This is a genomic window from Streptomyces violaceus (assembly GCF_036014075.1).
In the GTDB taxonomy this organism is placed as follows: Bacteria; Actinomycetota; Actinomycetes; order Streptomycetales; family Streptomycetaceae; genus Streptomyces; species Streptomyces violaceus.
The window spans coordinates 4,154,928-4,181,581 of sequence record NZ_CP107911.1 but is presented as its reverse complement, the minus strand read 5'-3'; the positions used below and the strand labels follow the sequence as shown (position 1 = coordinate 4,181,581).

Annotated in this window: 27 protein-coding genes; 19 read left to right on the top strand and 8 right to left on the bottom strand. The window is 72.1% G+C overall.

The window, feature by feature from the left end:
* The first annotated feature begins 189 nt into the window (after positions 1-189).
* The 8 genes from OG542_RS18735 to OG542_RS18700 all read left to right on the top strand — a co-directional run bounded on the left by OG542_RS18735 (position 190) and on the right by OG542_RS18700 (position 8,911).
* Positions 190-1,056: an alpha/beta hydrolase gene (locus tag OG542_RS18735; protein WP_328412320.1), complete on the top strand. Its 867-nt coding sequence runs from the start codon at positions 190-192 to the stop codon at positions 1,054-1,056.
* Between the two features lie 175 nt (positions 1,057-1,231).
* Positions 1,232-2,233: an alpha/beta hydrolase gene (locus OG542_RS18730; RefSeq protein WP_328412318.1), complete on the top strand. Its 1,002-nt coding sequence runs from the start codon at positions 1,232-1,234 to the stop codon at positions 2,231-2,233.
* Entirely contained in the window at positions 2,226-3,458 is a 1,233-nt protein-coding gene (locus OG542_RS18725; protein ID WP_328412316.1) for an acyltransferase family protein, read from the top strand. The genes OG542_RS18730 and OG542_RS18725 overlap by 8 nt, the downstream gene beginning before the upstream one ends.
* Positions 3,451-4,839, top strand: a complete 1,389-nt coding sequence (locus OG542_RS18720) for a sensor histidine kinase (RefSeq protein ID WP_328412314.1) — start codon at positions 3,451-3,453, stop codon at positions 4,837-4,839. Before OG542_RS18725 ends, OG542_RS18720 begins: the two co-directional genes overlap by 8 nt.
* On the top strand, positions 4,836-5,522 hold the full coding sequence (locus OG542_RS18715) for a response regulator (protein WP_184594412.1): 687 nt from the start codon (positions 4,836-4,838) through the stop codon (positions 5,520-5,522). The genes OG542_RS18720 and OG542_RS18715 overlap by 4 nt, the downstream gene beginning before the upstream one ends.
* A 99-nt stretch (positions 5,523-5,621) precedes the next feature.
* Positions 5,622-6,962 carry a sensor histidine kinase gene (locus tag OG542_RS18710; RefSeq protein WP_328412312.1) on the top strand — a complete coding sequence of 447 codons (1,341 nt, stop codon included), beginning with the start codon at positions 5,622-5,624 and terminating at the stop codon, positions 6,960-6,962.
* Entirely contained in the window at positions 6,959-7,624 is a 666-nt protein-coding gene (locus OG542_RS18705; protein ID WP_184594416.1) for a response regulator, read from the top strand. The genes OG542_RS18710 and OG542_RS18705 overlap by 4 nt, the downstream gene beginning before the upstream one ends.
* 69 nt (positions 7,625-7,693) lie before the next feature.
* Entirely contained in the window at positions 7,694-8,911 is a 1,218-nt protein-coding gene (locus OG542_RS18700) for a cytochrome P450 (RefSeq protein WP_328412310.1), read from the top strand.
* Here OG542_RS18700 and OG542_RS18695 read toward each other — a convergent pair.
* Genes OG542_RS18695 through OG542_RS18685 form a run of 3 tightly spaced genes read right to left on the bottom strand, consistent with a single transcriptional unit; the run spans position 8,895 to position 11,663 of the window.
* A complete protein-coding gene (locus OG542_RS18695; protein WP_328412308.1) occupies positions 8,895-9,119 on the bottom strand; it encodes a hypothetical protein in 225 nt (74 codons plus the stop codon). The genes OG542_RS18700 and OG542_RS18695 overlap by 17 nt on opposite strands.
* 46 nt (positions 9,120-9,165) lie before the next feature.
* Positions 9,166-10,770 carry an ABC transporter permease gene (locus tag OG542_RS18690; protein WP_328412306.1) on the bottom strand — a complete coding sequence of 535 codons (1,605 nt, stop codon included), beginning with the start codon at positions 10,768-10,770 and terminating at the stop codon, positions 9,166-9,168.
* The gene (locus OG542_RS18685) at positions 10,770-11,663 is read right to left on the bottom strand and encodes an ABC transporter ATP-binding protein (protein WP_328412305.1); all 894 of its coding nucleotides are present in this window, start codon (positions 11,661-11,663) and stop codon (positions 10,770-10,772) included. Before OG542_RS18685 ends, OG542_RS18690 begins: the two co-directional genes overlap by 1 nt.
* Before the next feature lie 74 nt (positions 11,664-11,737).
* Between OG542_RS18685 and OG542_RS18680 the strand changes: the two genes are divergently transcribed.
* Together OG542_RS18680 and OG542_RS18675 are read left to right on the top strand one after the other, a co-directional pair.
* Positions 11,738-12,235 (top strand): GbsR/MarR family transcriptional regulator, encoded by a 498-nt coding sequence (locus tag OG542_RS18680; protein WP_328412304.1) that lies wholly within the window; start codon positions 11,738-11,740, stop codon positions 12,233-12,235.
* Between the two features lie 53 nt (positions 12,236-12,288).
* On the top strand, positions 12,289-12,903 hold the full coding sequence (locus OG542_RS18675; RefSeq protein WP_328412302.1) for a Uma2 family endonuclease: 615 nt from the start codon (positions 12,289-12,291) through the stop codon (positions 12,901-12,903).
* 1 nt (position 12,904) lies between these two features.
* Here the strand turns inward: OG542_RS18675 and OG542_RS18670 are convergent, their stop codons facing one another.
* A complete protein-coding gene (locus OG542_RS18670) occupies positions 12,905-13,783 on the bottom strand; it encodes a diacylglycerol kinase family protein (RefSeq protein ID WP_328412300.1) in 879 nt (292 codons plus the stop codon).
* Positions 13,784-13,968: 185 nt separating this feature from the next.
* On the opposite strand from OG542_RS18670, the gene OG542_RS18665 reads away from it, so the two are divergent.
* Positions 13,969-15,252 (top strand): adenylosuccinate synthase, encoded by a 1,284-nt coding sequence (locus OG542_RS18665; RefSeq protein ID WP_328412298.1) that lies wholly within the window; start codon positions 13,969-13,971, stop codon positions 15,250-15,252.
* A 176-nt stretch (positions 15,253-15,428) separates the two neighbouring features.
* The gene (locus tag OG542_RS18660) at positions 15,429-15,719 is read left to right on the top strand and encodes a DUF3303 family protein (RefSeq protein ID WP_328417981.1); all 291 of its coding nucleotides are present in this window, start codon (positions 15,429-15,431) and stop codon (positions 15,717-15,719) included.
* 2 nt (positions 15,720-15,721) lie between these two features.
* On the opposite strand, the gene OG542_RS18655 is transcribed toward OG542_RS18660, so the two are convergent.
* The 3 genes from OG542_RS18655 to OG542_RS18645 all read right to left on the bottom strand — a co-directional run bounded on the left by OG542_RS18655 (position 15,722) and on the right by OG542_RS18645 (position 18,684).
* A complete protein-coding gene (locus OG542_RS18655) occupies positions 15,722-16,372 on the bottom strand; it encodes a hypothetical protein (RefSeq protein WP_184594436.1) in 651 nt (216 codons plus the stop codon).
* Between the two features lie 135 nt (positions 16,373-16,507).
* Complete coding sequence (locus OG542_RS18650) at positions 16,508-17,206, bottom strand: GntR family transcriptional regulator (protein ID WP_311126929.1); 699 nt, start codon at positions 17,204-17,206, stop codon at positions 16,508-16,510.
* Positions 17,207-17,328: 122 nt separating this feature from the next.
* Positions 17,329-18,684 carry an aspartate aminotransferase family protein gene (locus tag OG542_RS18645; RefSeq protein ID WP_328412296.1) on the bottom strand — a complete coding sequence of 452 codons (1,356 nt, stop codon included), beginning with the start codon at positions 18,682-18,684 and terminating at the stop codon, positions 17,329-17,331.
* A gap of 194 nt (positions 18,685-18,878) precedes the next feature.
* Between OG542_RS18645 and OG542_RS18640 the strand changes: the two genes are divergently transcribed.
* From OG542_RS18640 to OG542_RS18625, 4 genes are all read left to right on the top strand, one after another.
* The gene (locus OG542_RS18640) at positions 18,879-19,484 is read left to right on the top strand and encodes a DJ-1/PfpI family protein (protein WP_328412294.1); all 606 of its coding nucleotides are present in this window, start codon (positions 18,879-18,881) and stop codon (positions 19,482-19,484) included.
* Positions 19,481-19,939, top strand: a complete 459-nt coding sequence (locus OG542_RS18635; protein WP_328412292.1) for a MarR family winged helix-turn-helix transcriptional regulator — start codon at positions 19,481-19,483, stop codon at positions 19,937-19,939. Before OG542_RS18640 ends, OG542_RS18635 begins: the two co-directional genes overlap by 4 nt.
* A gap of 79 nt (positions 19,940-20,018) precedes the next feature.
* Positions 20,019-22,058, top strand: coding sequence for a serine/threonine-protein kinase (locus OG542_RS18630; protein ID WP_328412290.1), 2,040 nt, complete (start codon positions 20,019-20,021; stop codon positions 22,056-22,058).
* A gap of 128 nt (positions 22,059-22,186) precedes the next feature.
* On the top strand, positions 22,187-23,734 hold the full coding sequence (locus tag OG542_RS18625; RefSeq protein WP_328412287.1) for a substrate-binding domain-containing protein: 1,548 nt from the start codon (positions 22,187-22,189) through the stop codon (positions 23,732-23,734).
* Between the two features lie 190 nt (positions 23,735-23,924).
* Here the strand turns inward: OG542_RS18625 and OG542_RS18620 are convergent, their stop codons facing one another.
* On the bottom strand, positions 23,925-24,680 hold the full coding sequence (locus OG542_RS18620; protein WP_328412285.1) for an SLATT domain-containing protein: 756 nt from the start codon (positions 24,678-24,680) through the stop codon (positions 23,925-23,927).
* 269 nt (positions 24,681-24,949) lie between these two features.
* On the opposite strand from OG542_RS18620, the gene OG542_RS18615 reads away from it, so the two are divergent.
* From OG542_RS18615 to OG542_RS18605, 3 genes are all read left to right on the top strand, one after another.
* On the top strand, positions 24,950-25,291 hold the full coding sequence (locus OG542_RS18615) for a YbaB/EbfC family nucleoid-associated protein (protein ID WP_184594451.1): 342 nt from the start codon (positions 24,950-24,952) through the stop codon (positions 25,289-25,291).
* Positions 25,292-25,391: 100 nt separating this feature from the next.
* Positions 25,392-25,991 (top strand): recombination mediator RecR, encoded by a 600-nt coding sequence (gene recR, locus OG542_RS18610; RefSeq protein ID WP_062928229.1) that lies wholly within the window; start codon positions 25,392-25,394, stop codon positions 25,989-25,991.
* Complete coding sequence (locus OG542_RS18605; protein WP_328412282.1) at positions 25,984-26,643, top strand: DUF5063 domain-containing protein; 660 nt, start codon at positions 25,984-25,986, stop codon at positions 26,641-26,643. The genes recR and OG542_RS18605 overlap by 8 nt, the downstream gene beginning before the upstream one ends.
* Positions 26,644-26,654: the final 11 nt, after the last annotated feature.

Below are 26,654 nucleotides of genomic sequence, written 5' to 3'. Positions count from 1 at the left end.
CGCTCGCCGTGGGGCCGTTCGTTCCCAACTGGCCGCAGACGCACCGTAGACGCAAGGAAACGGCTGAACCGTCCGATCTTCACCCAGCGTGACATCCACGTGTCCGCGCATGTCACGTGCCTGGTACCGTCCCGGCCAACGGCCGACTTCTCACTGGTCCGCCCGTACGTTTCGCTGGAAGGTTGGAGCATGACGGACGACGTCGCAGCAGCACGGGCCGCTGCCGAGGAGAAGTCGGTGTTCTCCCACGAGCCCGTCGGTCCCGACGCCACCGCCGCCTACGGCGACCACCCCGACCAGGTGATCGACTTCTACGCCCCGCGCGGGGAGGCCGGCCCGGGCGGGCCCGCCCCGGTCGTCCTCGTGCTGCACGGCGGTGCCTGGCGGGCGCCGTACGACCGGCGTCACATCAGCCCCTTCGCGGACTTCCTCGCCCGCCGCGGATTCGCCGTGGCCAGTGCCGAGTACCGGTGCGGTGGCGACGACGACTCCCTCGCGGGCCGCTGGCCCGACACCTTCGACGACGTGGCCGCCGCGCTGGACGCCCTCCCGGCGCTGGTACGGGAACTGCTGCCGCAGGCCGACCCGCGCCGTACGGTCCTCACCGGCCACTCGGCGGGCGGGCACCTCGCGCTGTGGGGCGCGGCCCGGCACGTCCTGCCGGCCGGCTCGCCCTGGCGCTCCGGCGGCTCGGCGGCCCTGCGCGGCGTGGTCGCGCTCGCCCCGATCGCGGACTTCGCGGTCGCCGACAAGCTGGACGTGTGCGGGGGTGCCGTACGCCAACTCCTCGGCGGGGACGAGCACTTCGCCGAGCGGCAGCCGTACACGGACCCGGCGCTGCTGCTGCCCACCGGCGTCGCCACCACCCTCGTCCAGGGCCGCGCGGACCTCGATGTGCCGCAGATGGTCGCCGAGTCGTACGCGGATGCGGCGGCGAAGGCCGGGGAGATGGTGGGAGTCACTCTGCTGGAGGACGTGGGGCACTTCCCGCTCATCGACCCGGCGGCGGACGCCTGTGCCGTGGTGGCGGAGGAGATCGAGCAGTTGGCCTGGTGAAGGGCCCTCTCGGAGGCACCCGGGTGCACCCGTAGGAGCCGCCCCCCGTCATACCCCTAGTACCTGAGAGCTACGCCGCAGATGGGGTCCCCGGTGTGACGCGGACGACGAGCTCCGCTCCGTAACTTCCTTTCCACGCAGCCCCGATGGCCGGGTGCAGTGGAGGGGGACGACCATGGGGTTCGCGCCGAGGTACCGCCGTAGCGAGGGCGCTCGGCGCCGCGCCGGCCGATGGCGTCGGGCCGCGCTGGCCGCCCTCATCACCGGTGCGGTGGTTCTCCCCCTCTCTGGGGCCGTGCGACCGGAGATCCCCGCGCCGCCACCCGCCTCCCTCGCTCCGCTCAGCGCGTCGACGCTGGACGAGGCGTACGCGGCCAACCGCGCCAACGCGGCCGAAGCGGCCCGCATGGCCGCAGGCCATCACGACCGGGCCCGTGCCGCGACGGACCGTTCCCTGGCCGCCCCGGCCCGGCACCTCCTCGCCTTCGACGGCCGCGGCTCCGGCCAGGTCACGGAGGTCCTGGGCGACCTCGGCCGGGCCGACCGGATAGCCGTCCTGGTCCCCGGCTCCGACACGAGCCTCGACACCTACGGCCGGTTCCACGCGGCCGCCGCCGCGCTGTACGGGCAGCTCGTCCGGCAGGCCCCGGCGGGGACGCGCACCGCGGTGGTGGCCTGGCTGGGCTACGAGACGCCGGGCACGGTCAGCACGACGGTCACGACGACCGGCAGGGCGGAGCAGGCGGCCCCGCGGCTGCGCGCACTGGTCTCCGGCCTGCGCGCCATAGCGGGTGACGGACCGCGCCTCTCGCTGCTGTGCCACTCGTACGGTTCGGTCGTCTGCGGGCGGGCCGCCGCCGGGCTCGCCGTCGACGACCTCGCGCTCGTCGGCAGCCCCGGCACCGGCGCGGACTCCGCCGCCGCCCTGCGCACCCGCGCCCGCGTCTGGGCGGCCCGCGGCGGCGACGACTGGGTGGAGAACGTCCCGCACCTCAGCGCGGACCTGTTCGGCACCACCGTCGGCTTCGGCACCGACCCCGTCTCCCCGGCCTTCGGCGCCCGGGTCTTCGCGGCCGGCGACGGCGGCCACAGCGACTACTTCAGGCCCGGCTCGACCTCTCTGACCAACCTGGCCCGGATCGTCCTGGGCGAGACCAAGGCGGTGACCCATGACTGACATCGGCGTACGAGGTATCCGGCATGCGGTGCTCCGTGGCGCCGACCGCGTCGGTTCGGCCACTCCGGCAGACCGGGACCGGGCCGTGGACGCCCTGCGGGCCGTCGCGGTGCTCGGCGTCGTCCTCGGCCACTGGCTGGTCACGGCCTTGGTCTCCGACGGCAGCGCCCTGCGCACGGCGAGTCCGCTCAGGGACATGCCCTGGCTGACGCCCGTCTCCTGGATGTTCCAGACACTCGCCGTGTTCTTCCTGGTCGGCGGCCATGTCGCCACGCGCGGTTATACCTCGGCCCGGGCCCGGGGCGTCCCGTACCACCGCTGGCTGACGGGCCGTCTGACCCGGTTGTTCAAGCCGGTCGCGGCCGTCCTCAGCCTGTGGACGATCGCCGCGCTCGCCCTGCTGCTGACGGGCGCCGAGTTCGGGACGGTCCGCACACTGGTGAAACTGGCCCTGTCCCCCTTGTGGTTCCTCGTGGTGTTCGCCGTGCTGACGGCGGCGACCCCGTTGCTGACCCGGCTCAACCCGCTGTGGCCGCTGGCCGTCGTACTGCACGTGGACCTTCTGCGGTTCGGCCTGGGCGGCCCCTCCTGGCTGGGCTGGGTGAACGTGGCGGCGGGCTGGATGGTGCCCTACACCCTGGGCGCGGCCTGGACCCGGGGCGAGCTGGAGGGCCGCCGCGCGGGCTGGGTCCTGCTCGGCTGCGGTACGGCGGCGACCGCCGCACTCGTCACGTGGGCCGGCTACCCGGCGTCGATGGTCGGCGTCCCGGGCGAGGGCATGTCCAACCTGGACCCGCCGACGCTGGCCGTCGTCACCTTCGGCCTGGCCCAGTGCGGTCTCGCCCTGCTGCTGCGCGAGCGGCTGCGGCACGCGATGCGCCGGCCGGTGGCCTGGGCGGCGGTGGCGGTCGTCAACCTCTCCGCGATGACCATCTTCCTCTGGCACCAGACGGCCCTGATGGCCACGACGGCCACCGGCCTCCTCGCGGGACGGCTCCCCGGGCTGCACACGCGGCCCGACGGGCTCGACTGGGTCGGGGCCCGGCTCCTGTGGCTCCCCGTGTTCGCCCTGGCTCTCGCGGTCTGCTGGGCCGCCTTCCGGTTCTGCGAGCAGGGCGGTGAGCGGGGCGGCGTGAAGGGCGGCGGGCGGGGCCGCGCGTCGCGGGTGGTGCGGGCGCACCGTCCGTCCGACCAGGGGACAGCGGCGAGGGCCCGCCATGTCTAGGCTGGGCCGCGTGACGGACACGGGGGTGGGCCGCGCGCTGCGAGCGCGCGTCAGGCGCTGGCTACGGGTGCTGCGCGAGGACCTGTGGACGGTCCGTACGGACCCGCTGCCGCCCTCCACCTGGCTGCGGTGGCTGCCGCACGGGCTGGTGTGCCTGGTCGCGTTCGGTGTCACGGTCGGCGGCACCGGCGACATGAACGACAACGGCCATCTCGGCTCCAGCCTGGCCTTCCTGATCGCGGGCGGGCAGGGCGGCGCCATGGTCCTGGGACTGTGGCGGCCGGTGCCGGCGTGGTGGCTGTCCATGGGCGCCTTCGTCGTGGGAGCCGTGGCGGTGCGCGGCCGGCTCGGTTTCGCCCCGGAGACCTACACCTGGCCCTGGACCGCGGCCGGCATCATCGCCGAGTTGTTCGTGCTGCTGCTGCTCGCCCTGCGGGTGCCCACCCGCGCGGCGATATCGGCCCTGGCCGTGACCGCGCTGCTCACCTACGTCCTGGAGAGCCTGCGGGACGCGGAACGCTACGACACCACCGGCGTGCTCGCAGTCTCCCTGTCCACCGTCGTCGTGGTCGTCGGCACCGCCCTGCGCGGCCGCCGCGAGGCCCGCGCGGAACTCGTCGAGCAGACCACGCTGACCGCCGAGGAGCGCACCCGGCGCACCCTGCTGGAGGAGCGCAGCCGTATCGCGCGGGAACTGCACGACGTGGTGGCGCACCACATGTCGGTCATCTCCATCCAGGCGCAGGTCGCCCCGCATCTCGTCGAGAACCCGCCCGACGAGCTCAAGGAGAACCTCGCCGGCATCCGGCAGAACGCGCTGGAGGCGCTGACCGAGCTGCGCCGGGTGCTCGGCGTGCTGCGCTCGGAGCACCCCGGGCCGGGGGAGACGCCCGGCGGCCCGGGCGGCGACACCGCCGCCCACGCCCCACAGCCCACCCTCGACCGGCTCGACGCGCTGGTGGAGAACACCCGGGCCGCCGGCCGCGAGGTCACCACCGAGATCAACGGCGAGCGGCGACCGCTGCCGCCCGGCGTGGAGCTGTCGGCGTACCGGATCGTGCAGGAGGCCCTGAGCAACGTCCTGCGGCACGCGCCCGGCGCGAGCGCCAAGGTCCGTCTCACGTACCAGCCGGACGGGCTGGAGGTGGAGATAGTCAACTCCCGGCCGACCGGGCCCGCGCCGCCCTCGACGGGAGCGGGGCACGGACTGCTCGGCATGCGGGAGCGCGTCGCCATGCTCGGCGGCACCATGACCGCGCACCCGTGGCACTGGGACGGCTTCAAGGTCACCGCGTTCCTCCCGGACACCCCGCCCGCCGACGCGCCGGGCACCGACCGGATCACCTACCACTTCCCCGACCCCGAGGCAGGAACCCCATGACGAGCGGCGGCACCGGCGATCCCATCCGGGTACTCATCGTCGACGACCAGGCGATGGTCCGGCAGGGCTTCACCGTGCTGCTCGGCATCCAGCCCGACATAGAGGTCGTCGGCGAGGCGCGGGAGGGCCGGGAAGCCATCGCGAAGGCCGCCGAGACCGCCCCGGACGTCGTCCTCATGGACATCCGCATGCCCGGGGTCGGCGGTATCGAGGCCACCGAGCTGATCACGGCCGCGCACCCGGACATCAAGGTGCTGGTGCTCACCACCTTCGACCTCGACGAGTACGTGTACGACGCGCTGCGCGCCGGGGCCTCCGGGTTCCTGCTGAAGGACGCGTCCTCGGAGCAGCTCGCCGAGGCGGTCCGGGTGGTGGCGGCCGGGGAGGCGCTGCTCGCCCCGGTCATCACCCGCAAGCTGATCGCCGAGTTCTCCCGGCTGGACGACCGGCCCCGAGCCCCGCTCAAGGAACGCATCGGCGACCTGACCGAGCGGGAGACGGAGGTGCTCGCCCTGATCGCGCAGGGCCTGTCGAACGGGGAGATCGCCCGGCACCTCTTCGTCGCCGAGCAGACGGTGAAGACCCACGTGGGCCGGATCCTGGTGAAGCTGGGCCTCAGGGACCGGACGCAGGCGGCGGTGTTCGCGTACGAGTCGGGGCTGGTACGGCCCTCGGGGTACTGAGGCCGCACCCCCGCGTCCCCGTAGTACCTGAGAGGGACTCCGGGGAACCCCTCTCACTGGGGACGACCGGCAGCCGGGGGTGCGCTTACCGTTCTGTACGTGACCGAGACGACTCACACCCAGACCACGCCGCCGGGGGACGGGGCCAAGCAGTACAGCCCCGAGTACCGGGTGGCGGTGGACTCCCTGCGCGGGCTGCGGCAGGACCTGATCCACGACGCCTTCGCCTACCGGCCGCTGCCGGCCCGGCGCACGGACGGGCGGCTCGTCCGGCGGCTGCCGGGCCGGCTGCGGGAGTACGCGGCGTGGCTCCCGCACGCGGTGATCACCGCCGGGGCCCTGTTCACCTTGGCCATCGCCACGGCTGACTTCGACGGTCCGGCCCTGCTGCTCGGTCTGTTCTGCGCGATTCCCGTGCTGCTGACCATGGTGCGGCCGGTCGGCGCGTTCTGGGCATCCATGGTCTCGACCCCGATCGTCGCCGTGTTCGGCAGCCAATGGGGCGAATGGCCCTGGACGCCCGGCAGCTTCGCCTGCCATCTGATCGTGCTGACGGTCGTGGCCGTGCGCACCCGGCCACGCACGGCCGGCTGGATGTGGGTGCTGACGGCGCTGTACGCCCTGGTCGCGGATGCCGGCATCGGCCCGTCCAACACGTACGGCACCAACTCCGGCCCCATGCTGGTCATCTCGGCCCTGATCCTGCTCTGCGTCACCGTCCGGCACATCCGCCGGGACGCCGTGCAGGAGGTCACCGCCCAGCAGACGGTCACCGCGCACGAGCGGTCCCGCCGCACCCTGCTGGAGGAGCGCACGACGATCGCCCGCGAGCTGCACGACGTCGTCGCCCACCACATGTCGGTGGTCGCCATCCAGGCGGAGGCCGCGCCCTACCGGGTGGAGAACCCGCCGCCGGAGCTGGAGAAGGCCTTCGCCACGATCCGGGAGAACGCGGTGGCGGCCCTGACCGAACTGCGCCGCGTCCTGGGCGTCGTCCGCGCCGAGGACTACGAGGCCCCGGACGCCCCGCAGCCCACGCTCGCCGAGCTGGACGGGCTGCTGGCCAATGTGCGGGACGCCGGGCTGAGCGTGGACAAGGCGGTGACCGGGGCGGTGCGCGAACTGCCGCAGGGCGTGGAGCTGTCGGCGTACCGCATCGTGCAGGAGGCGCTGAGCAACTCCCTGCGGCACGCGCCGGGCGCGACCGCACGTGTCGAGGTCAGCTATGTCCTCGGCGGGCTGGGCCTGCGTATAGTCAACGGCCCGCCGCCGAACCCGAGCCTGATCAAACCCTCGCCCGGCGCCGGGCACGGCATCACCGGCATGCGGGAGCGGGTGTCGATGCTGAACGGCGGGATGACGGCGGGCCGGACGGACGACGGAGGCTACGAGGTGGCGGTGTACCTTCCGGTCGCGCTGCCGGACGAGGGTGACGCATGACCATTCGCGTACTGATCGCGGACGACCAGATGATGGTGCGCGAGGGCTTCTCGGTCCTGCTGAACGCGATGCCGGACATCGAGGTCGTCGGCGAGGCGGTGAACGGCCGGGAGGCCGTCGCGAAGGTCCGCGAACTCGCCCCGGACGTCGTGCTGATGGACATCCGCATGCCCGAGCTGAACGGCATCGAGGCGACCCGCGAGATCGTCGCCGCCGACGGCGAGGCGAAGGTGCTGGTGCTCACCACCTTCGACCTCGACGAGTACGTGTACCAGGCGCTGCGCGCGGGAGCCTCCGGCTTCCTCCTCAAGGACGCCTCGGCCCGCCAGCTCGCCGACGGGGTGCGGATCGTGGCCACCGGGGAGGCCCTCCTGGCTCCCTCGGTGACCAGGCGACTGATCACCGAGTTCTCCAAGCTCTCCGAGACCCCGCGCCTGATGCCCTCCGCGCAGGCCGCGTACGGGGACCTCACCGACCGGGAGACGGAGGTGCTGGTCCTCATCGCACAAGGCCTGTCGAACGCGGAGATCGCCGAGCGGCTGGTGGTCGCCGAGTCGACGATCAAGACGCATGTCAGCCGGATCCTGGTGAAGCTGGGGCTCAGGGACCGCACCCAGGCGGCGGTGTTCGCCTACGAGGCGCGGCTGGTGACGCCCGGCTAGCCGGGGGCGAGGGCCGTTCGTGTCGGAACACCCCTGGTCGGAGACGGGGATCCGGGCTAGCGTCCGTCCATGGCAGCTGCTTTCGACCTCGCGTTCGACCCGTGGGACCCGGCGTTCCTCGCCGACCCGTACCCCGCCTACGCCGAGCTGCGGGCCAAGAGCCGCGTGCACTACTACGAGCCCACGAACCAGTGGCTCGTCCCGCACCACGCGGACGTCTCGGCCCTGCTGCGCGACCGGCGCCTCGGCCGGACGTACCAGCACCGCTTCACGCACGAGGAGTTCGGCCGCACCGCGCCCCCGCAGGAGCACGAGCCGTTCCACACGCTCAACGACCACGGGATGCTCGACCTGGAGCCGCCCGACCACACCCGGATCCGGCGCCTGGTCTCGAAGGCGTTCACACCGCGCACGGTGGAGCGGCTGAAGCCGTATGTGCGGGGCCTGGCGGACGACCTGGCGTCGGCGCTGGTGGCCGCCGGCGGTGGGGATCTGCTCAAGGACGTGGCAGAACCCCTCCCGGTCGCCGTCATCGCCGAGATGCTCGGCATCCCGGAGTCCGACCGGACCCCGCTGCGCCCCTGGTCGGCGGACATCTGCGGGATGTACGAGCTGAACCCGTCCGAGGAGACGGCGGCCAAGGCGGTCAGGGCGTCGGCCGAGTTCTCCGACTACCTGCGCGAGCTGATCGCGGCCCGCCGCAAGGAGCCGGGCGACGATCTCATCTCGGGCCTCATCGAGGCACACGACGAGGGCGACCGCCTCACCGAGCAGGAGATGATCTCGACGGCGGTCCTCCTCCTGAACGCCGGCCACGAGGCCACGGTGAACTCCACGGTCAACGGCTGGTACGCCCTGTTCCGCAACGAGGCCCAACTGGCGGCCCTGCGCGCGGACCACACCCTCGTCCCCTCCGCCGTCGAAGAACTGATGCGCTACGACACCCCGCTCCAGCTCTTCGAACGCTGGGTCCTGGACGAGATCGAGATCGCCGGCACGACGATCCCGCGCGGCGCGGAGATCGCCCTGCTCTTCGGCTCCGCCAACCACGACCCGGCGGTCTTCACCGCCCCCGACCGCCTGGACCTGACCCGCACGGACAACCCCCACATCTCCTTCAGCGCGGGCATCCACTACTGCATCGGCGCGCCGTTGGCACGGATCGAGCTGGCGGCCTCCATGACGGCCCTCCTGGAGAAGGCCCCGGCACTCCGCCTCGCCGAGGAGCCGCGGCGGAAGCCGAACTTCGTGATCCGGGGGCTGGAGGGGCTCAGCGTCGCGGTCTGAGACGCCGCAGCAGGGCCCACGCCGTCAGGGCGGCGGCGATCCCGCCGAGGATCGCCAGCGGCAGTTCGGCGTAGAGCACGCTCCAGTCCGGGGCGGCCTCGAACCGCCAGAGCCGCTCCCGGACGCCGAAGGCCCACACCGCGAGTCCCGCGCCCGCGCCGACGGCCGCGGTCAGACATCCCGCCGCGGCCTGCGTACGTTGTCCCATGCCCGGCATGGACGTACGCGGGCCGCCGCGCAGTTCCCACCGCAGCTCAGGTCGTCATGTCCCGGCGCCGCAACCCCGCCAGGCCGGCGGCCACCAGCACCACGGCCAGCCCCAGCAGGACCAGCACCGGCCCCCACTCCATCTCCCCGCCCGGCAACTTCGGCAGATGGCCGAAGGGGGACAGGTCCAGCACCACCTGGGGCACGTCCAGCGCGGGCCCGACCCAGCCGATCAGCAGCACCGCTCCGGCGACGCCCCAGGCCGCGGCCGCCGCCCCGGGCAGAACGCCGATCAGCAGGACCGCGAGGCCGCCGATCACCCAGATCGCTGGGAGCTGCACCAGGCACGCCCCCAGGATCGGGCCGATCTCCCTGCCGTAGCCGACGGCGAAGCCGAGGCCGGCCAGCAGCATGAGGAGTGCCGAACCGCCGAAGGCGATCACCAGATGCCCGGCGGCCCACCGCAGGCGCCCGACCGCGTTCGCCAGCACCGGCTCCGCCCGGCCCGACGTCTCCTCGCCGTGCAGGCGCAGCACCGACGCCACGATGTACAGGGCCGCGACCAGGCCGAGCATGCCGACCATCGCCGCCAGGAACGCGTCCGTCAGCCCGGACTGGCCGCCCATCCGCTCGAAGATCCGCCGCGCACCGGCGTTGTCGCCGACCAGGTCGGCCGCGCCCTCGGTCATGCCGCCGTAGACGACCCCGGCGAGGAGGAAGCCGATGCTCCAGCCCAGCACACCGCCCCGCTGCAACCGCCAGGCCAGGGCGCCCGCGCTGCCCAGGCGGCCGGTCGCCGGACCGGGCCGGGTGGGCAGGAAGCTCATGCCGATGTCCCGGCGGCCGGCCAGCCCGTAGGCCACCACGCCCTGGAGGACGACCGCTGCGACGAGCAGCCCGAGCACCCACCAGCGTTCGTCCGCGTACGGCCGCAGGTTCTCCAGCCATCCCAGCGGTGACACCCACGTCAGCACCGACGAGCCGTCGTCCGTCGCCGAGTCGCCCGCCGCGCGCAGCACGAACGCGGCGCCCAGCACCGCCGCCGTCAGCCCACGGGCCAGCCGCGCGCTCTCCGTCAGCTGGGCCACGATCGCCGCCATCGTCGCGAAGACCATCCCGGCTCCGGCGATCCCGAGCCCCAGCGCCAGCGCCCCGGCCACACCCTGCCCGGCCAGTCCGGCCGTCACCAGCAGCGCCAGGACCGCGTTCGCGACCGCCGCAGCCAGCAGGGCCGACGTCAGGGAGGCCCGGCGGCCCACCATCCCGGACGCCACCAGCTCCTGACGGCCGCTCTCCTCCTCGTCCCGGGTGTGCCGTACGACGACCAGCAGGCTCATCACGGCGGCCAGGGCGCCCGCGTAGACGCCGACCCGCCAGGCCGTCAGGGCACCGAGCGAGTCGTCGAAGACCGGGCCGATCATCGCGCGCAGCGAGGGGTTGGTGGCCATCTGCCGGATCAGGTCGGCGCGTTCGGCCGGGGTGCCGTACAGGCCCTCCAGCGTGTTCGGCATGGAGAGGACCATCAGGGCGTTGACCGCGATCCACACCGGGATCATCAGCCGGTCGCGGCGCAGAGCGAACCGCAACAGTGTTCCCGTCCCGGCCAGCTGGCGGGAGCTCGTGGGCCGTACGGCGAAGGCCGTGGTCGTCATCAGGCCGCCGCCTCGTCCTGGTAGTGCCGCAGGAACAGCTCCTCCAGCGTCGGCGGCGTCGACGTCAGCGACCGCACACCCGACTCGCTCAGCGACCGCAGTACGCCGTCCAGCCGGTCGGTGTCGACCTGGAGCCGGACGCGGCGCCCCTGCACATCGAGGTCGTGGACGCCGGGCAGGTCCGCCAGTCCGTTGGGCGGGCCCGCGAGTTCGGCGACGACGCTGGTGCGGGTCAGATGGCGCAGGTCGGCCAGCGACCCGCTCTCGACCGTACGGCCCTTGCGGATGATGCTCACCCGGTCGCACAGCTCCTCCACCTCGCTGAGGATGTGGGAGGAGAGCAGGATCGTGCGGCCCCGGTCGCGCTCCTCGGCGACGCACCGCTGGAAGACCTCCTCCATCAGCGGATCCAGGCCCGAGGTCGGCTCGTCCAGGATCAGCAGGTCGACGTCCGAGGCGAACGCGGCGACCAGGGCGACCTTCTGCCGGTTGCCCTTGGAGTACGTACGGCCCTTCTTGGTGGGGTCGAGTTCGAAGCGCTCGATCAGTTCCGCCCGGCGCCGGGGATCAAGCCCTCCGCGCAGCCGGCCGTAGAGGTCGATGACCTCGCCGCCGGAGAGGTTGCGCCACAGCGTCACGTCCCCCGGGACGTAGGCGATCCGGCGGTGCGCCTCGACGGCGTCCGTCCACGGGTCGCGGCCGAGCACCTGCGCGGCGCCCGAGTCGGCGCGCAGCAGGCCGAGCAGGACACGGATGGTGGTGGACTTTCCGGCGCCGTTGGGGCCGAGGAAGCCGTGGACCTCGCCGGAGGCGACCTCCAGGTCGAGCCCGTCGAGTGCGTGGGTCCGTCCGAAGGACTTGTGCAGTCCGGAGACGGTGATGGCCTTCGTCATGAGTCAGAAAGTACGCTTGCTTCAGAAACTTGTGAAGTTAAGGAAGCGTATGAATCGCGGATAGGGTGAGCCGCATGACGGAATCAGCCGAGAGCGGCCGGGACGCGGAGGCCGTGTCGAGGTTCGTGGAGTCCTTCGCGGCGCAGCTCGTCGAGGCCGGGATGCCACGGATGCCGGCCCGGGTCTTCGCCGCGCTGCTCTCCTCGGACGAGGGTGCGAGGACCTCCGCCGAACTGGGAGAACAGCTGCGGATCAGCCCTGCGGCGGTGTCCGGGGCGGTGCGCTACCTGGCCCAGACGCACATGGTCTCGCGCGAACGGGAGCCCGGTTCGCGCCGGGAGCGCTACCGGGTGCACGGCGACCAGTGGTACGAGGCCCTGACCAACCGCGAGACCGTCCTCAAGCGCTGGGAAGGGGCCCTGCGCGAGGGCGTCACCAGCCTCGGCGCCGACACCCCGGCCGGCCGCCGCATGGCCGAGACACTCGCGTTCTTCGAGTTCGTCGAGGTCGAGATCGTGCAGATGATGGAGCGCTGGCGGGTGCACAGGGAGAAGACGTTCGGGCCGGAGTGATCGGATGGTTACACTGGGTGGCGGATGGTCCGCATCCAAGGGGAGGGCGCATCATGACACTCATGGCAGAGCGACCGGTGATAAACGGCACCAGGCCCCGCAGTGACTTCGAGGAGCTTCTCGACCTCCTCGACGAGCTGAACGTGCCCGACGGCTACAAGGCCGAGATCGTCAGGGGGAGCATCGTCGTGTCGCCGTGGTCGAAGGGGTACTACAACCGCGTCATGCGCCGGGTGAGCGCGCAATTGGAACCGCACCTCCCTGATGGACATGTGATTGAGCGGGCCCCTTTCCTGTACGTCTTTCCGGGGGACGAGTGCGCCTACGGGCCGGACATCCATGCGGCGCACGAGCGGGTCTTCGAGACGGAGAGCAACCGTCTGGACGGCGAAGCCCTGTCCTTCGTCGCCGAGCTGACCTCCACCTCCACCCGGTCCGACGATCTGACCGACAAGGTCGACGTCTACGCCAAGGCGGGCGTCCCCGTCTACCTGATCCTTGATATGCAGGAGCAGCAGGCCATCGTCTACGGGTCCCCGTCGGCGAAGGGCTACGAGCTCCGCCTCTCCAAGCCCTTCGGCGAGAAGCTCGACATCCCCGACCCCTTCGGCTGCACCCTCGACACCGCCGGCTTCCAAGCCCCCTCCGAGGCCGACACCGAAGCCTGACTCACCCCGGCCCCGGCACCGTCAGCCCCCAAGCCCCCTCCCGCACCCTCCACGTCCGGGTCCGTACCGGTCCCGACACCGCCGTGTCCGCCCGGTAGCGGAAGTGTGCCCCCGAGACGGTCACCGTCCGGCCCTGCGCGAGCAGGGGAGAGGCCTCGGCGCCCACCGACACCGGCCTGACCTCCACCGACGCGATCCCCGCGGGGCCCGGTGCCACCGACACCGCCTCGACCGGCTGGTTCAGGTCGACGAGGGTCTCCCCGTCCACCTCGACCCGCAGCCGGGACGGCCCGGGCTCCGGCGCGGCGGCGAGCCGGGACGGCCGGCCGGCCGGCACCAGGGTCCGTACCAGGGACTGGCAGGTCCGCAGCCACGGGCGGCCCGTCGCTTCCTCCGGCTCCTCGTCCTGAGGCCCCTCGGCCGCCGGGAAGGGCGAGAGGGGCGGTATGCGCAACGCGCCGAGCACCACCCCGTCGCTGTCGTCGACCATCAGGTCCATCCGCCGCTCGACCCCGTCGAGCACCGCCCGCGCCGCGGCCACCGTCCCCGTGGGCACCCCCAGTGAACGCGCGAGGGACATGACGCCACCGACCGGCACCACCGACAGCGCGCACCCCGCCAGCTCCCGATGCCGGTGCAGCAGCGACACCGCGCGGATCAGAGCCCGGTCGTCGCCCACCACCACCGGGCGCCGAGAGCCCCGCCGGGCCAGCGCCCGGGCGAACTCGTCCGGCCCCTCCGGCAGGCACACCTTCATGGCGGCACCCGCGCTGAGCACGTCTTTCGCGATCCGGACGGACTCGCCGTCCGACCGACGGGCGACGTGGTCGATGACCACCAACAGCTGCTCGGACGTCGCGGAAGTCGCCACCTCGGCCATGCCTCGCTTCCTCGGGTAGCATCTTTGTGCAAGAGCCCCTTGCGCTATTGCGCCAGGGGCTTCGTCTATTCCGGGGCATCCGGTCCGACGGTTGGCGGCCAACGGTGGTCGCGGTGCACACGGTGGTACACCGCCGCGTTCGCCCTCGACCATGGACATGCCCCGCCCGGAAGGGGTGTACGCGCGTGCCCGCACTTGTGCTGCTCGGTGCTCAGTGGGGTGACGAAGGCAAGGGAAAGGCCACCGACCTGCTCGGTGGATCTGTGGACTATGTAGTGCGCTACCAGGGCGGCAACAACGCCGGCCACACGGTGGTCGTGGGTGACCAGAAGTATGCACTGCACCTCCTCCCTTCCGGAATCCTGTCTCCCGGCTGTACGCCGGTCATCGGTAACGGTGTCGTCGTCGACCCGTCGGTCCTGCTCTCCGAGCTGAGCGGTCTGAACGAGCGTGGTGTCGACACCTCCAAGCTCCTCCTCAGCGGTAACGCGCACATCATCACGCCGTACAACGTCACGGTCGACAAGGTGACGGAGCGCTTCCTCGGAAAGCGCAAGATCGGCACGACCGGGCGCGGCATCGGCCCGACCTACGCCGACAAGATCAACCGTGTCGGTATCCGTGTGCAGGACCTCTACGACGAGTCGATCCTCACGCAGAAGGTCGAGGCGGCCCTCGACATCAAGAACCAGGTCCTCACCAAGCTCTACAACCGGCGCGCGATCGCCGTGGACCAGGTGGTCGAGGAGCTGCTGGCCTACGCCGAGAAGCTCCGCCCGTACGTCGCCGACACGGTCCTGGTGCTGAACCAGGCCCTGGAGGAGGACAAGGTGGTCCTCTTCGAGGGCGGCCAGGGCACGCTCCTCGACATCGACCACGGCACGTACCCCTTCGTCACCTCCTCGAACCCGACCGCGGGCGGCGCCTGCACCGGCGCCGGCGTGGGCCCGACGAAGATCAGCCGGGTCATCGGCATCCTCAAGGCCTACACGACCCGTGTCGGCGCGGGCCCGTTCCCGACGGAGCTCTTCGACGAGGACGGCGAGGCGCTGCGCCGCATCGGTGGCGAGCGCGGTGTCACCACCGGCCGTGACCGGCGCTGCGGCTGGTTCGACGCGGTGATCGCCCGCTACGCGACCCGGGTGAACGGCCTGACGGACTTCTTCCTCACCAAGCTCGACGTCCTCACCGGCTGGGAGCAGATCCCGGTCTGCGTGGCGTACGAGATCGACGGCAAGCGCGTCGAGGAGCTCCCGTACTCCCAGACCGACTTCCACCACGCGAAGCCGGTCTACGAGATGCTGCCGGGCTGGACCGAGGACATCAGCAAGGCCAAGTCCTTCTCCGACCTGCCGAAGAACGCCCAGGCCTACGTCAAGGCGCTGGAGGAGATGTCCGGCGCCCCGATCTCCGCGATCGGCGTGGGCCCGGGCCGGGACGAGACGATCGAGATCAACTCGTTCCTGTAGCCGAACCGAGCGGCATACGCCCTGCGTCCCGGTGACCCTCGTGGTCACCGGGGCGTTTTGCTGTCTGCTCCCGATGGAGCAACTAAAGGGCATATGAGGTAAATCGGACTCATACCCTGGGCGTGCGAATCGCAGCAGTCACCATCAATCACCTCGAGACCGAAGAAGTGAGTGCTATGCGCGTGATGCTCAAGGCGACGCTCGACACGGACAAGGGGAACGACGCCATCCGGGGCGGCAAGATGCCGCAGATCATGCAGGAGGCCATGGAGAAGCTCAAGCCGGAGGCGGCCTACTTCGGTCCCATGGGCGGGCGCAGGACCTGCTTCCTGGTCTTCGACATGCAGGACAGCTCTCAGCTGCCTCCCGCGCTGGAGCCGTTCCTCAACGACCTCAACGCCGAGGTCGAGGTCTGTCCGATCATGAACAGCGACGACCTCCAGAAAGGGCTGTCCCAGCTGCGCTGACCTCAGCTGAAGACGATCATCGACCCCTGCGCCAGACTCCGCGTCACCGCCGCGTGCAGCCCGAGCCAGACGTGCCGTTCACGGGCGAACGGGCTGGGGTCGTACGGAGCGGGGACGGCGGGTTCCTCCAGCTCCGTGGGGGCCAGCGGTGCTTGGGGCGCCGCCGGCGGGTTGGCCGGGTCGATGCCCAGGGCGGGGGCGACCGTCTCCAGCTCCCGCAGCAGGGCGTGCGAGGAGCCCAGCGGCCCGCCGCCCGCGAGCAGATCGTCGTCGGCGAGCGGGCTGGGGAAGTCGACGGGGACGTACGCGCCCGCGTGGTCGTAGTGCCAGACGAGGTGCGACTGCTGCGCCGTCGACTCGAACATCTCCAGCAACTGCTCATAGTCGCCGCCGAGTTCGCCCACGGGCGTCACCGGCAGGCCGCACACCTGGAGCAGATAGGCGCGGCGCAGGAAGTGCAGCGCGTCGTAGTCGAAACCCGCGACCGGGGCGACCTCGCCGGACAGGCCCGGCATGTACTGGTACACCGGCACCGGTGGCAACCCGGCCTCGGTGAGCACCTTGTTGTATTGCGCGAGTTCCTCGGCGAACGGGTTGTCCGGCGTGTGGCACAAGACGTCGACGAGCGGTACCAGCCACAGGTCACAGGCCAAAGAAGGCTCCTCGCTCAGCTCAGCGGTCGGGTGGCGTCGGGTAGCACGGTGGTCAGGGAAGGGTATCGGTGCGGCACGGCAGAGGCTCCTGTCGTGCATGTCCCATACCCATACGAACAGATGCGACGCAGCCCATCAGCGGGCGAGGCGCTCGATCAGGGCGAGCGAGTGCGAGTTGTAGCCGGCGATGATCGACCGGGCGGTGACGGTGTCCTGGGCGGCCAGCGCGTCGACCAGCGCGGTGTGGCCGGCCCACAGCTCGCCGCGCAGGTCCGGGAGCCGGCGCAGATGCTGCACCGCGCCCACCCAGGTCTGGACGCGCAGCCGGTGCAGGAAGTCGCCCAGGTACGGGTTGCCGAAGAGGGCGGCGAGTTCGCGCCAGTAGCGCAGGTCGTAGCCGATGAGGACGGTGAGGTCGCCGGCCGCGGCGGCCCGCTGGGCCTCCTCGCCGCGCCGCCGGACCCCGGCGAGCACGGCGGCGACCCGGGGATCGTCGGGCTGGAGGGAGGCCCGCTGCCCGGAGGTGAGAGCGTGGAACATCCCCTCGATGACCAGGTCGCGGGCCTCGATCATGCCGCGGAAGTCCTCGGCCGAGTACTCGTGGACCCGGAAGCCGCGGTGCTGGTCGGCGTCGAGGAGCCCCTGGGCGGAGAGGTCGACCAGGGCCTCGCGCACCGGCGTCGCGGACACCCCGTACTGCTCGGCGATCTCCTTGACCGTGAACTCCTGCCCCGGCTGGAGCCGTCCGGCCAGCACCTCGTCACGAAGAGCGTCCGCGATCTGCTGGCGCAGGGTGCTGCGCGTCACGGCGCCGTTGCCGGTGCTGCCGGGCATGGTCAGGGCGTCTCCCTCGTCGCGTTCGGGTGGCGTGCACGTATATGTATGTCTACGAGCACGCCACCTTACGCGTTCGAATGAGGCGCGAGGCTGTCGGTTACTGACGGGTTTACAGATGTTTACCCGGTGTATTCGTCCGCCACCGACAGCGCCGTGTCCAGTGCCGCGAGGCCTTCCTTCAGCTCCGCCTCGCTGATGTTGCAGGGCGGCACCACATGCGTGCGGTTCATGTTCACGAACGGCCACAGCCCGCCGCCCTTCGCGGCGGCGGCGAAGGCGGCCATCGGTGCGTTCGCCTCCCCGGCCGCGTTGTACGGCACCAGCGGCTCGCGCGTCTCCCGGTTCCGCACCAGCTCCAGCGCCCAGAACATGCCGGTGCCGCGTACCTCGCCGACACTCGGATGCCGCTCGGCGAGCGCGGCCAGCTCCGGCCCGACGACGGACGCGCCCAGCCGGGCCGCGTTCTCGGCGACGCCCTCCTCCGCCATGACGTTGATCGTCGCCACGGCTGCCGCGCAGGCCAGCGGGTGCCCGGAATAGGTGAGACCGCCGGGGTACGGCCGCTTCCCGAACGTCTCCGCGATGGCACCGGAGATCGCGACGCCGCCCAGCGGCACGTATCCGCTGTTCACGCCCTTGGCGAAGGTCAGCAGGTCGGGCGTCACGTCGAACAGGTCCGCCGCGAACCACTCACCGGTCCGCCCGAAACCGGCCATGACCTCGTCCAGGACGAAGACGATCCCGTACTTGTCGCAGATCTCGCGCACGCCGGCGAGGTAGCCGGGCGGCGGGACCATGATCCCGGCCGTCCCCGGGATCGTCTCGAGGATGATCGCCGCGATGGTCGCGGGCCCCTCGAAGGCGATCGTCGTCTCCAGGTGCTCCAGTGCCCGCGCGCACTCCTGCTCCTCGGTCTCGGCGTAGAAGCGGGAGCGGTAGAGGTAGGGCGCCCAGAAGCGCGCGACCCCGGCCGTGCCGCTGTCGGAGGCCCAGCGGCGCGGGTCGCCGGTGAGGTTCACGGCCTGCTGCGTGCCGCCGTGGTACGAGCGGTACGCCGAGAGCACCTTCGGGCGGCCCGTGTGCAGACGGGCCATCCGGATCGCGTGCTCCACGGCGTCGGCGCCGCCGTTGGTGAAGAAGATCTTGTCCAGGTCGCCCGGGGTCCGCTCGGCGATCAGCCGTGCCGCCTCCGACCGCGCCTCGATCGCGAACGCGGGCGCGAACGTCGTCATCCGCGCCGCCTGCTCCTGGATCGCGGCGACGACCTTCGGGTGCTGGTAGCCGATGTTCGTGTAGACGAGCCCACTGGAGAAGTCGAGGTAGCGCCGGCCGTCGTAGTCCCAGAAGTACGACCCCTCCGCGCCGGCGACGGCGAGCGGGTCTATGAGCTCCTGAGCGGACCAGGAGTGGAACACATGGTCACGGTCGGCGGCCTTGACAGCGGCACCGGCTTCGGGGTTCGGCTGAGGGGTCATGCGGGCGAGCGTAGGCATGCGGGGGGCGGGCGGGAAATCGGCGTCGTGTGTGAGGTCTGGGGGTTTCCGCGACAGGTTGTCGACGGGGAGGTGTCGCGCGGAGGGGTCGCGCGGACGTGTCGCGCGGGGGATCTATTGACAACATGCTGTCGAATCGACAGTATGTTGTCATACTCGGATCTCCAGGAGGAGCCATGAGCGCCAAGCCCGTCCATCTCGCCGTCTACGACACCCTCGCCGACTGGGAGACCGGCCACGCCACGGCCCAGCTCGCCCGCGCCGGCCACACGATCGTCACGGTCGGCCCGTCCACGGCCCCGGTCACCAGCACCGGCGGACTGCGCATCCAGCCCGACGCGGCCCTGGAGGACGTACGGCCCGAGGACAGCGCGCTGCTGATCCTCCCGGGCGCCGACCTCTGGGACACGACGGACGACCTCGCGCCCTTCGCCCGCAAGGCCCGGGCCTTCCTGGCGGCGGGCGTACCGGTCGCCGCGATCTGCGGGGCCACCGCCGGACTGGCCCGGGAGGGCCTGCTCGACGACCGTGACCACACCAGCGCGGTCTCCTTCTACCTGGCCGCGACCGGCTACGCGGGCGGCGAGCGCTACGTCGAGACCGACGCCGTCACCGACGGCACCCTGGTCACCGCGGGCCCGACCGAGCCCGTCGCCTTCGCCCGGGAGATCCTCCGGCTGCTCGGGGTCTACGAGGGTGAGGTGCTCGACGCCTGGTACCGGCTGTTCCACGACTCCGACGCGGCGGCCTACGCGGTGCTGGAGAAGGCCGGCGCGCTGTGAGCCGGGAGCGTCAGGACTCGCTCAGCCGCAGCGCCCTCGGGGTGTTCAGGCTCAACGGTCAGTTCCTCGCCGTGGCGGAGGAGCTGGCCCGGCCCGCCGGGCTCACCGCCGCCTGGTGGCAGGTGCTCGGCGCGGTCCTCGGCGAGCCGCTGCCCGTCTCCGGCATCGCCCGCGCCATGGGCATCACCCGGCAGAGCGTGCAGCGCATCGCCGACCTGCTGGTGGAGCGCGGCCTCGCGGAGTACCGGCCCAACCCCGCGCACCGCCGCGCCAAGCTCCTCGCACCGACCGAGGAGGGGCGTGCGGCGATCTCCCGGATCAACCCCGGGCACTCGGCCTTCGCCGACCGGCTGGCGGAGGCGTTCGGAGAGGCGGAACTCGCGGAGGCGGTGCAGGCACTGGAACGTCTGTCCAAGGTGCTCGACCAGATGGGTCCGCCTGTTACGGAACCGTAGACAACGCCCAGGCCACCCCGCCCCGGCCCCGCACTATTCTCGATCTGTTGCTCACGTGTGGGGGGAAGGCGGCTGAGCGATGGAGAAGCTGGGGTCCGGGGATCCGCTGGGGGTGCCCCCAGGCGTTGAGCACTGGGGGAGTATCGGTGCGTACCGGCTGCTGGCGCGGCTCGGTGCCGGGGGCATGGGGCAGGTGTATCTGGCCCGCTCCGAGCGGGGCCGTACGGTCGCCGTGAAACTCGTGCGCGAGGAACTCGCCGCGCAGGAGGAGTTCCGCGAGCGGTTCCGGCAGGAGGTGCGGGCCGCGCGGCGGGTCGGCGGGTACTGGACGGCGCCGGTGCTGGACGCGGACACCGAGGCGGCGGTGCCGTGGGTCGCCACCGGGTACGTCGCCGGGCCGAGTCTCCAGCAGGTCGTCGGGCACGACCACGGTGCCCTGCCCGAGCGTTCGGTCCGCATCCTCGCGGCCGGGCTCGCGCACGCGCTGAAGGACATCCACGCCGCCGGCATCGTCCACCGCGACCTCAAGCCGTCCAACGTGCTGGTCACCATCGACGGCCCGCGCGTCATCGACTTCGGTATCGCACGGGCCCTGGAGACCGTCACGGACGGCGGGCTCACGCGCACCGGCGCGCTCGTCGGATCGCCCGGTTTCATGGCGCCCGAGCAGGTGAGGGGCGAACGCATCACCCCGGCCTGCGACGTCTTCTGCCTCGGCTCCGTCCTCGCCTACGCCGCGACCGGCGCCCTGCCCTTCGGCACCGCCAACAGCGGTGTGCACGCGCTGATGTTCCGCATCGCCCAGGAGGAACCGGACCTGACGGGCGTCCCCGAGGGCATCGCCGATCTCGTACGCGACTGCCTGCGCAAGGACCCCGCCGCCCGCCCGAGTCTCGACCGCGTCCTGGAGCGCACGGGCGCGGACGACACCGTCTCCGACGGCCGCGCCCTCGACCCGTGGCTCCCGAGCGCACTGGTGGCCCAACTCGGGCGGCACGCGGTGCGGTTGCTGGAGACGGAGGATCCGGAGGCCGAAGGGGCGCGGGGCCGTGACATGGGCGGCTCCGCCGCGTGGGCGCGACAAGCCCCCACCGGCCCGCAGCCGGAGAACGGCCGTGACACCCCCAGCCCGCAGGGCCCTGATTCAGACCAGAACCCGGGCCCCGACGCGACCCCCGAACACGCACCGGCCGCCGACGAGTCGTCGCCGAGCCCGGCGCTGCCTCCGGCCCCTGCCGCGGCGCCCGCCGCGACCGCCGGCCCGCCCCCGCCGGGCAGCCCGGGCGAAGGCCGTCCACTGAACCATCTGCCCACCATGGTCGCGGGCCAGGGCGCGCCCCCTCCGCCCCAGCAGGCCCCCGGCCCGGCCGCACCGCCCCCGCCGCCCTATCCGGCCTACGGCTACCCCCAGCAACACCCCCAGCCCGGCGCCGCCCCGCCGTACCACCCGGCCTACGGCGGCCTCGGCTCTACCCCGCCCTACGGCCCACCGCCGTATGGCACACCCCCGCCGTACGGCACACCCCCGCCCTACGGCCCCCCGCAGGATCCGCCACGGAGCGGCCGTTCCACCGCGCTGCTCGTCGTGATCGCCCTGGTCGTCGCGCTGGCCGCGGGCGGCTCGGTGTACGCGCTGATGCAGGGCGGTGAGGGCGACCAGGCTGATGACCGCCCCACCCCCACGCAGAACACCGGCGCCCCCTCGGACGCCGGCCCCTCCCCGGAGACCTCGCGGCCGGACACCACCGCCTCCCCGGCGGACGGCGCGATCCCGGCCGGGTACCTCGGCACCTGGACCACCACCATCGACAACTCCGACGGACAGCACACCCGCTCACTGACCATCCAGCAGGGCGAGCCGGGCGACACGGTCCTGTCCCTGGTGGCAGACGGACCCACGGCCTCAGGCGGCACCTATCACTGCGTGTTCGAGGGCGAGCTGACCGACGCCCCTGGCTCCGACGGCCCGTTGAAGATCGGCCCGTCCACCGTGACCGTCGGGCAGCCGCGCACCGCCTGCACCCCGGGCGAGGCGACCGAGGTCACCCTCCTGACGGACTTCACGCTCCAGCGCGTGAACACGGGCAGCGGGGAGCGGCTGACTTACTCGAAGGAGTGAGGCAACTCCCGGTTCCCACGAGGTAGTTGAACGTCCGGCGAATTCAAGCCGACGAAATGCGGATACCCGCTCGTACAGCCGTACGGTGACCGGACGATCGAGTCCGGGCGGCGGCGGGGGCACCCACGGTGGAGTGGTTGAGCGCGGAGAACCTCGTGGCCGTGGCGACGGCCCTCCTCGGCATCATCGCCTCGGGCGTCATGGTCTGGTACGAGCGCCGGGTGCCGCGCCGCAAACGGGTCGGCTACCGCGTGCAGATGGACAACCCCATCGGCGACGACGTGCGCTCGGGCCGCGCCAACCGCCGTCTCGGCCTGTTCGACGAAGCGGACGGCATGGCAGACGCGACCCTGGTCCTGCTGCGCATCGAGAACGACGGCTCGCAGGGCATCGATCGCGACGACTACACCGGCCCCGAACTCCACGGCCTGACCGCGGTGTTCGCCGGCCGTACCGTCCGGGGCGTCTCGGTGACCCAGCCGTCGGACACCGACCACCTCATGGACCACTTCACCGCGGCCCGCGGCTTCGCCTACGACGGCAACACCCTGCGCATCCCCCGCGTCCCGCTCAACCGCGGCGACCACTTCAAGCTGCTCGTGCTGCTCGCCGGCGGCGACGTCGGCGACGAGATCCGGCTGGTCGGCGGCCTGCGCGACGGCGAGGTGCACCCCAACCGCAGTGCCACGCCGGACGTCAAGCCGCCGCTGTTCAGCCGGGCGGCGCGGCTGATCACCATCGCGCTCACGGCGAGCGTGGTCACCCTGGCGGCGATCGTCGTCGTCCAGGACGACACCCCGCCCCCGATCGGCTGCGCGAGCGGCACCCTCACCCTCACCGGCTCGACCGCCTTCGCGCCCGTCCTGCGCGAGGTGGCCGGCAAGTACGAGCGGGACTGCGGCGGCGACCCGGCCATCGAGGTGGACACCCACGGCTCGACGGCCGGGATCCGGGAGCTCGCCGCGGCCGGCGACCGGGCGGCCCGGGACGGGCGGGGCTCCCCGCCGGTGGTGGCCCTGTCGGACGGACCCAAGCCGGCCGGCCTGCCCGCACTGCGCGAGAACCGGGTGGCGGTGTCCGTCTTCGCGCTGGTGGTCAACGACGACGTGGGCCTGAAGAACCTGTCCACGGCGGATGTACGGCGCCTCTACCGGGGCGAGATCCGCAACTGGAAGCAGCTCGGCGGCCCGGACCTGCCCGTGCACCTGGTCAGCCGGGACGCGGGCTCCGGGACACGACAGGTCTTCCAGCGCCGGGTGCTGGGACGGGGCGAGATCGCCAACTCCTCCGTCGACTGCGTCCACAAGGACGACCCGACGGCGGCCGTGATCCGCTGCGAACTCGACTCCACGGAACAGGTACTGACCACGGTCGCAGGCCTCCCGGGCGCCATCGGCTACAGCGAACTCAACCTGGCCGCCCGCGCGAAGGGCCTGCACTCACTGCGCCTGGACGGCGACCCCGCCTCCGTCGACGCCATCGAACACGGCACGAGCGCCTATCCGTACCGCGAGATCGAGTACGCCTACACCTACGGCCGGCCCCCGGCCGACTCCCTGGCGTCGAGTTTCCTGACGTACCTCTCCCGCGGCAACGGCCAGGACGTCATCCGCACGCACGGACACGTGCCGTGCTGGACGCCGGAGGGCCTCACCCTGTGCGCGCAGGGCGCTTAGCTGCGGCCCGCTCAGCTGCGGGCATGCGTGCCTCCCCCAGTGCCTTAAGGGCCTGGGAGGTGCCCCCAGGGCGGCACGGGTGGGCGGGTGGGGGTCCCCCCGCTCGAGCGGGGGGAGGCACCTCGTAGCGCCGAGCTGCGCACCCACCGGCGCTCGGCTAGGACCCCGAGCACCAGTGACCCCGACCAGCTCACCGCGGCTCCGGCGGCCGCTGCCGGGGCATGTTCGGCCGGGCGCCCCCCGGCGGCGGCACGGAGAACCGCCCGTTCACACCCCCCACCTCAGCCCCCCGCGCCCCACCGGACAACACCACCGCCTGCATCCCCACCGGCGCGCCCCCGGCCCGGAACTCGCCCATCCAGTCCCCGGTCTCCACCCGGACCAGCTCACTCACGTCCTCGGTGAACCGCCGCAGCACCCCGAGGCACCGCTCGGCGGCCTCACCGGCCGTCCCCTCCGCGGGCCCCAGGACCTCCCGCACGCACTCCGCCGCCCAGTCGAACTGCAGCGCCTGCAGCCGCCGCTGCACGGCCTGCGCGGTGGCCACATCCCGCATCCAGCCCGACGTCACCCCGAAGTACCGGTCGGCGGCCACACACGCCACCCCCAGCAGCAGCGCCAGACACCCCCAGGGCGCGACCCCGCCGGCGGCCCCGGTCAGATCCAGCAGGGGCAGCGCGACGCCGGCGACCGCCCCCACCGCGGCCCCGCAGCGCAGCACCCGCGCACACCGCCGCTTCCACACCCGGTCCTCGAGATACCAGGCCGCTGTCCGGAGCGCTCCGCGCTCCACCCACCGGTACAGCTCGTCCAGCCGGACCGCCGGCTCGCCCCAGTCCCCGAGCGGAAAGGCCCGCCCGGTCAGATCGCCCGGCCGCGGCCGGGACGCCCCCTCGCCCCGTCCGTCCTGAGGCGGCACCTCGGGCTGCATCTCCGGCTGACCCACCCGGCACTCCCTACTGACCACGAGCGACCACGCGCGGTCCACGCCGACTCACCCTGCGCGACGAAACGACCCACCTGACGCGCCGGACCCTTCCTACCCCCCAGTGGGTGTCGAAGGCGTAGCTTTCGCCTCTTTTCCGCCCGGAAGTATTCCTTGATCCGGTATAGGGCGCGAGGGGGACTCACTCGAAAGAGTGCCGGGGCGACGGCAGGCCTGACCACGTAGGCTCGTGCCGAACGGGAAAACCCGTACCGAGCAAGGAGCTGATCGTGATCCCCGGTGGTGGCCAGCCCAATATGCAGCAGTTGCTCCAGCAGGCCCAGAAGATGCAACAGGACCTGGCGCAGGCGCAGGAGGAACTGGCGCAGACGGAGGTCGACGGGCAGGCGGGCGGTGGCCTGGTGACCGCGACCGTCACCGGCGCCGGCGAACTGCGCAACCTGAAGATCGACCCCAAGGCGGTGGACCCCGACGACACCGAGACCCTCGCCGACCTGGTCGTGGCGGCCGTACAGGCGGCCAACGAGAACGCGCAGGCGCTCCAGCAGCAGAAGCTGGGCCCGCTCGCGCAGGGTCTGGGCGGCGGCGGCATCCCGGGTCTGCCGTTCTGAGACGCCCGCCGCCTTCCTCGGACGGGCGGCGGACAACTACCGTACGTACGGGAAGGCCGTACGCGGCGAACGACCTCGATGACCCAAGAAGGGCAGTCCGTTGTACGAAGGCGTGGTCCAGGACCTGATCGACGAACTGGGGCGGTTGCCCGGCGTCGGTCCCAAGAGCGCCCAGCGGATCGCCTTCCACATCCTGCAGGCCGAACCGACCGACGTACGGCGTCTCGCCCATGCCCTCATGGAGGTCAAGGCGAAGGTCCGCTTCTGCGCGACCTGCGGCAACGTCGCGCAGGAGGAACTGTGCAACATCTGCCGCGACACCCGGCGCGACCCCGCCGTCATCTGCGTGGTCGAGGAGCCGAAGGACGTCGTGGCGATCGAGCGGACGCGTGAGTTCCGGGGCAGGTACCACGTCCTGGGCGGCGCGATCAGCCCGATCGACGGGGTGGGGCCGGACGACCTGCGGATCCGGGAACTGCTCGCGAGGCTGGCCGACGGCACGGTCACGGAGCTCATCCTGGCCACGGACCCCAATCTCGAAGGCGAGGCGACAGCCACGTACCTCGCCCGCATGATCAAGCCCATGGGCCTGAAGGTCACCCGCCTGGCCAGCGGCCTCCCGGTGGGTGGCGACCTGGAATACGCGGACGAGGTCACTCTCGGCCGCGCCTTCGAGGGGAGACGACTCCTAGATGTCTGACGCCACGCTGCACGCGACCGACCAGAACCCGGACGACTTCGCGGTCCAGATCGCGGACCAGATCGAGAGCTTCCTGGTCGCCGTCACCGAGGTCGCGAAGGGCGACGAGCCGGAATCGGCCGTGCCCTTCCTCCTCCTGGAGGTCTCCCAGCTCCTCCTGGCCGGCGGCCGGCTCGGCGCGCACGAGGACATCGTGCCGGACGAGCGCTACGAGCCCGACTCGGGCCCCGAGCCGGACGAGGACGTGCTCCGCGAGAACCTGGCCCGGCTGCTGGACCCCATCGACGTCTACTCCGAGGTCTTCGACCCGTACGAGCCCCGGAAGGCGCCGGTACCGGCCCGGATCTCCGACGACCTGGCCGACGTCATGGCCGACCTGCGCCACGGCATGGCCCACTACCGCGCGGGCCGCACCAGCGAGGCCCTGTGGTGGTGGCAGTTCTCCTACTTCTCCAACTGGGGCTCCACCGCCTCCGCGACCCTCCGGGCCCTCCAGTCGGTCCTCGCCCACGTCCGCCTCAACCAGCCCCTCGCCGAACTCGACGGCCTGGACACGGACCAGGGCATGGGCGACGACACCCTGGAGATCGAGGCGGGCCGGGTCATGGCGGAGGAGATCGGCGGGCCGCTGGGGATGCGCCCGGCCACGTAGTCGCCCTCGCC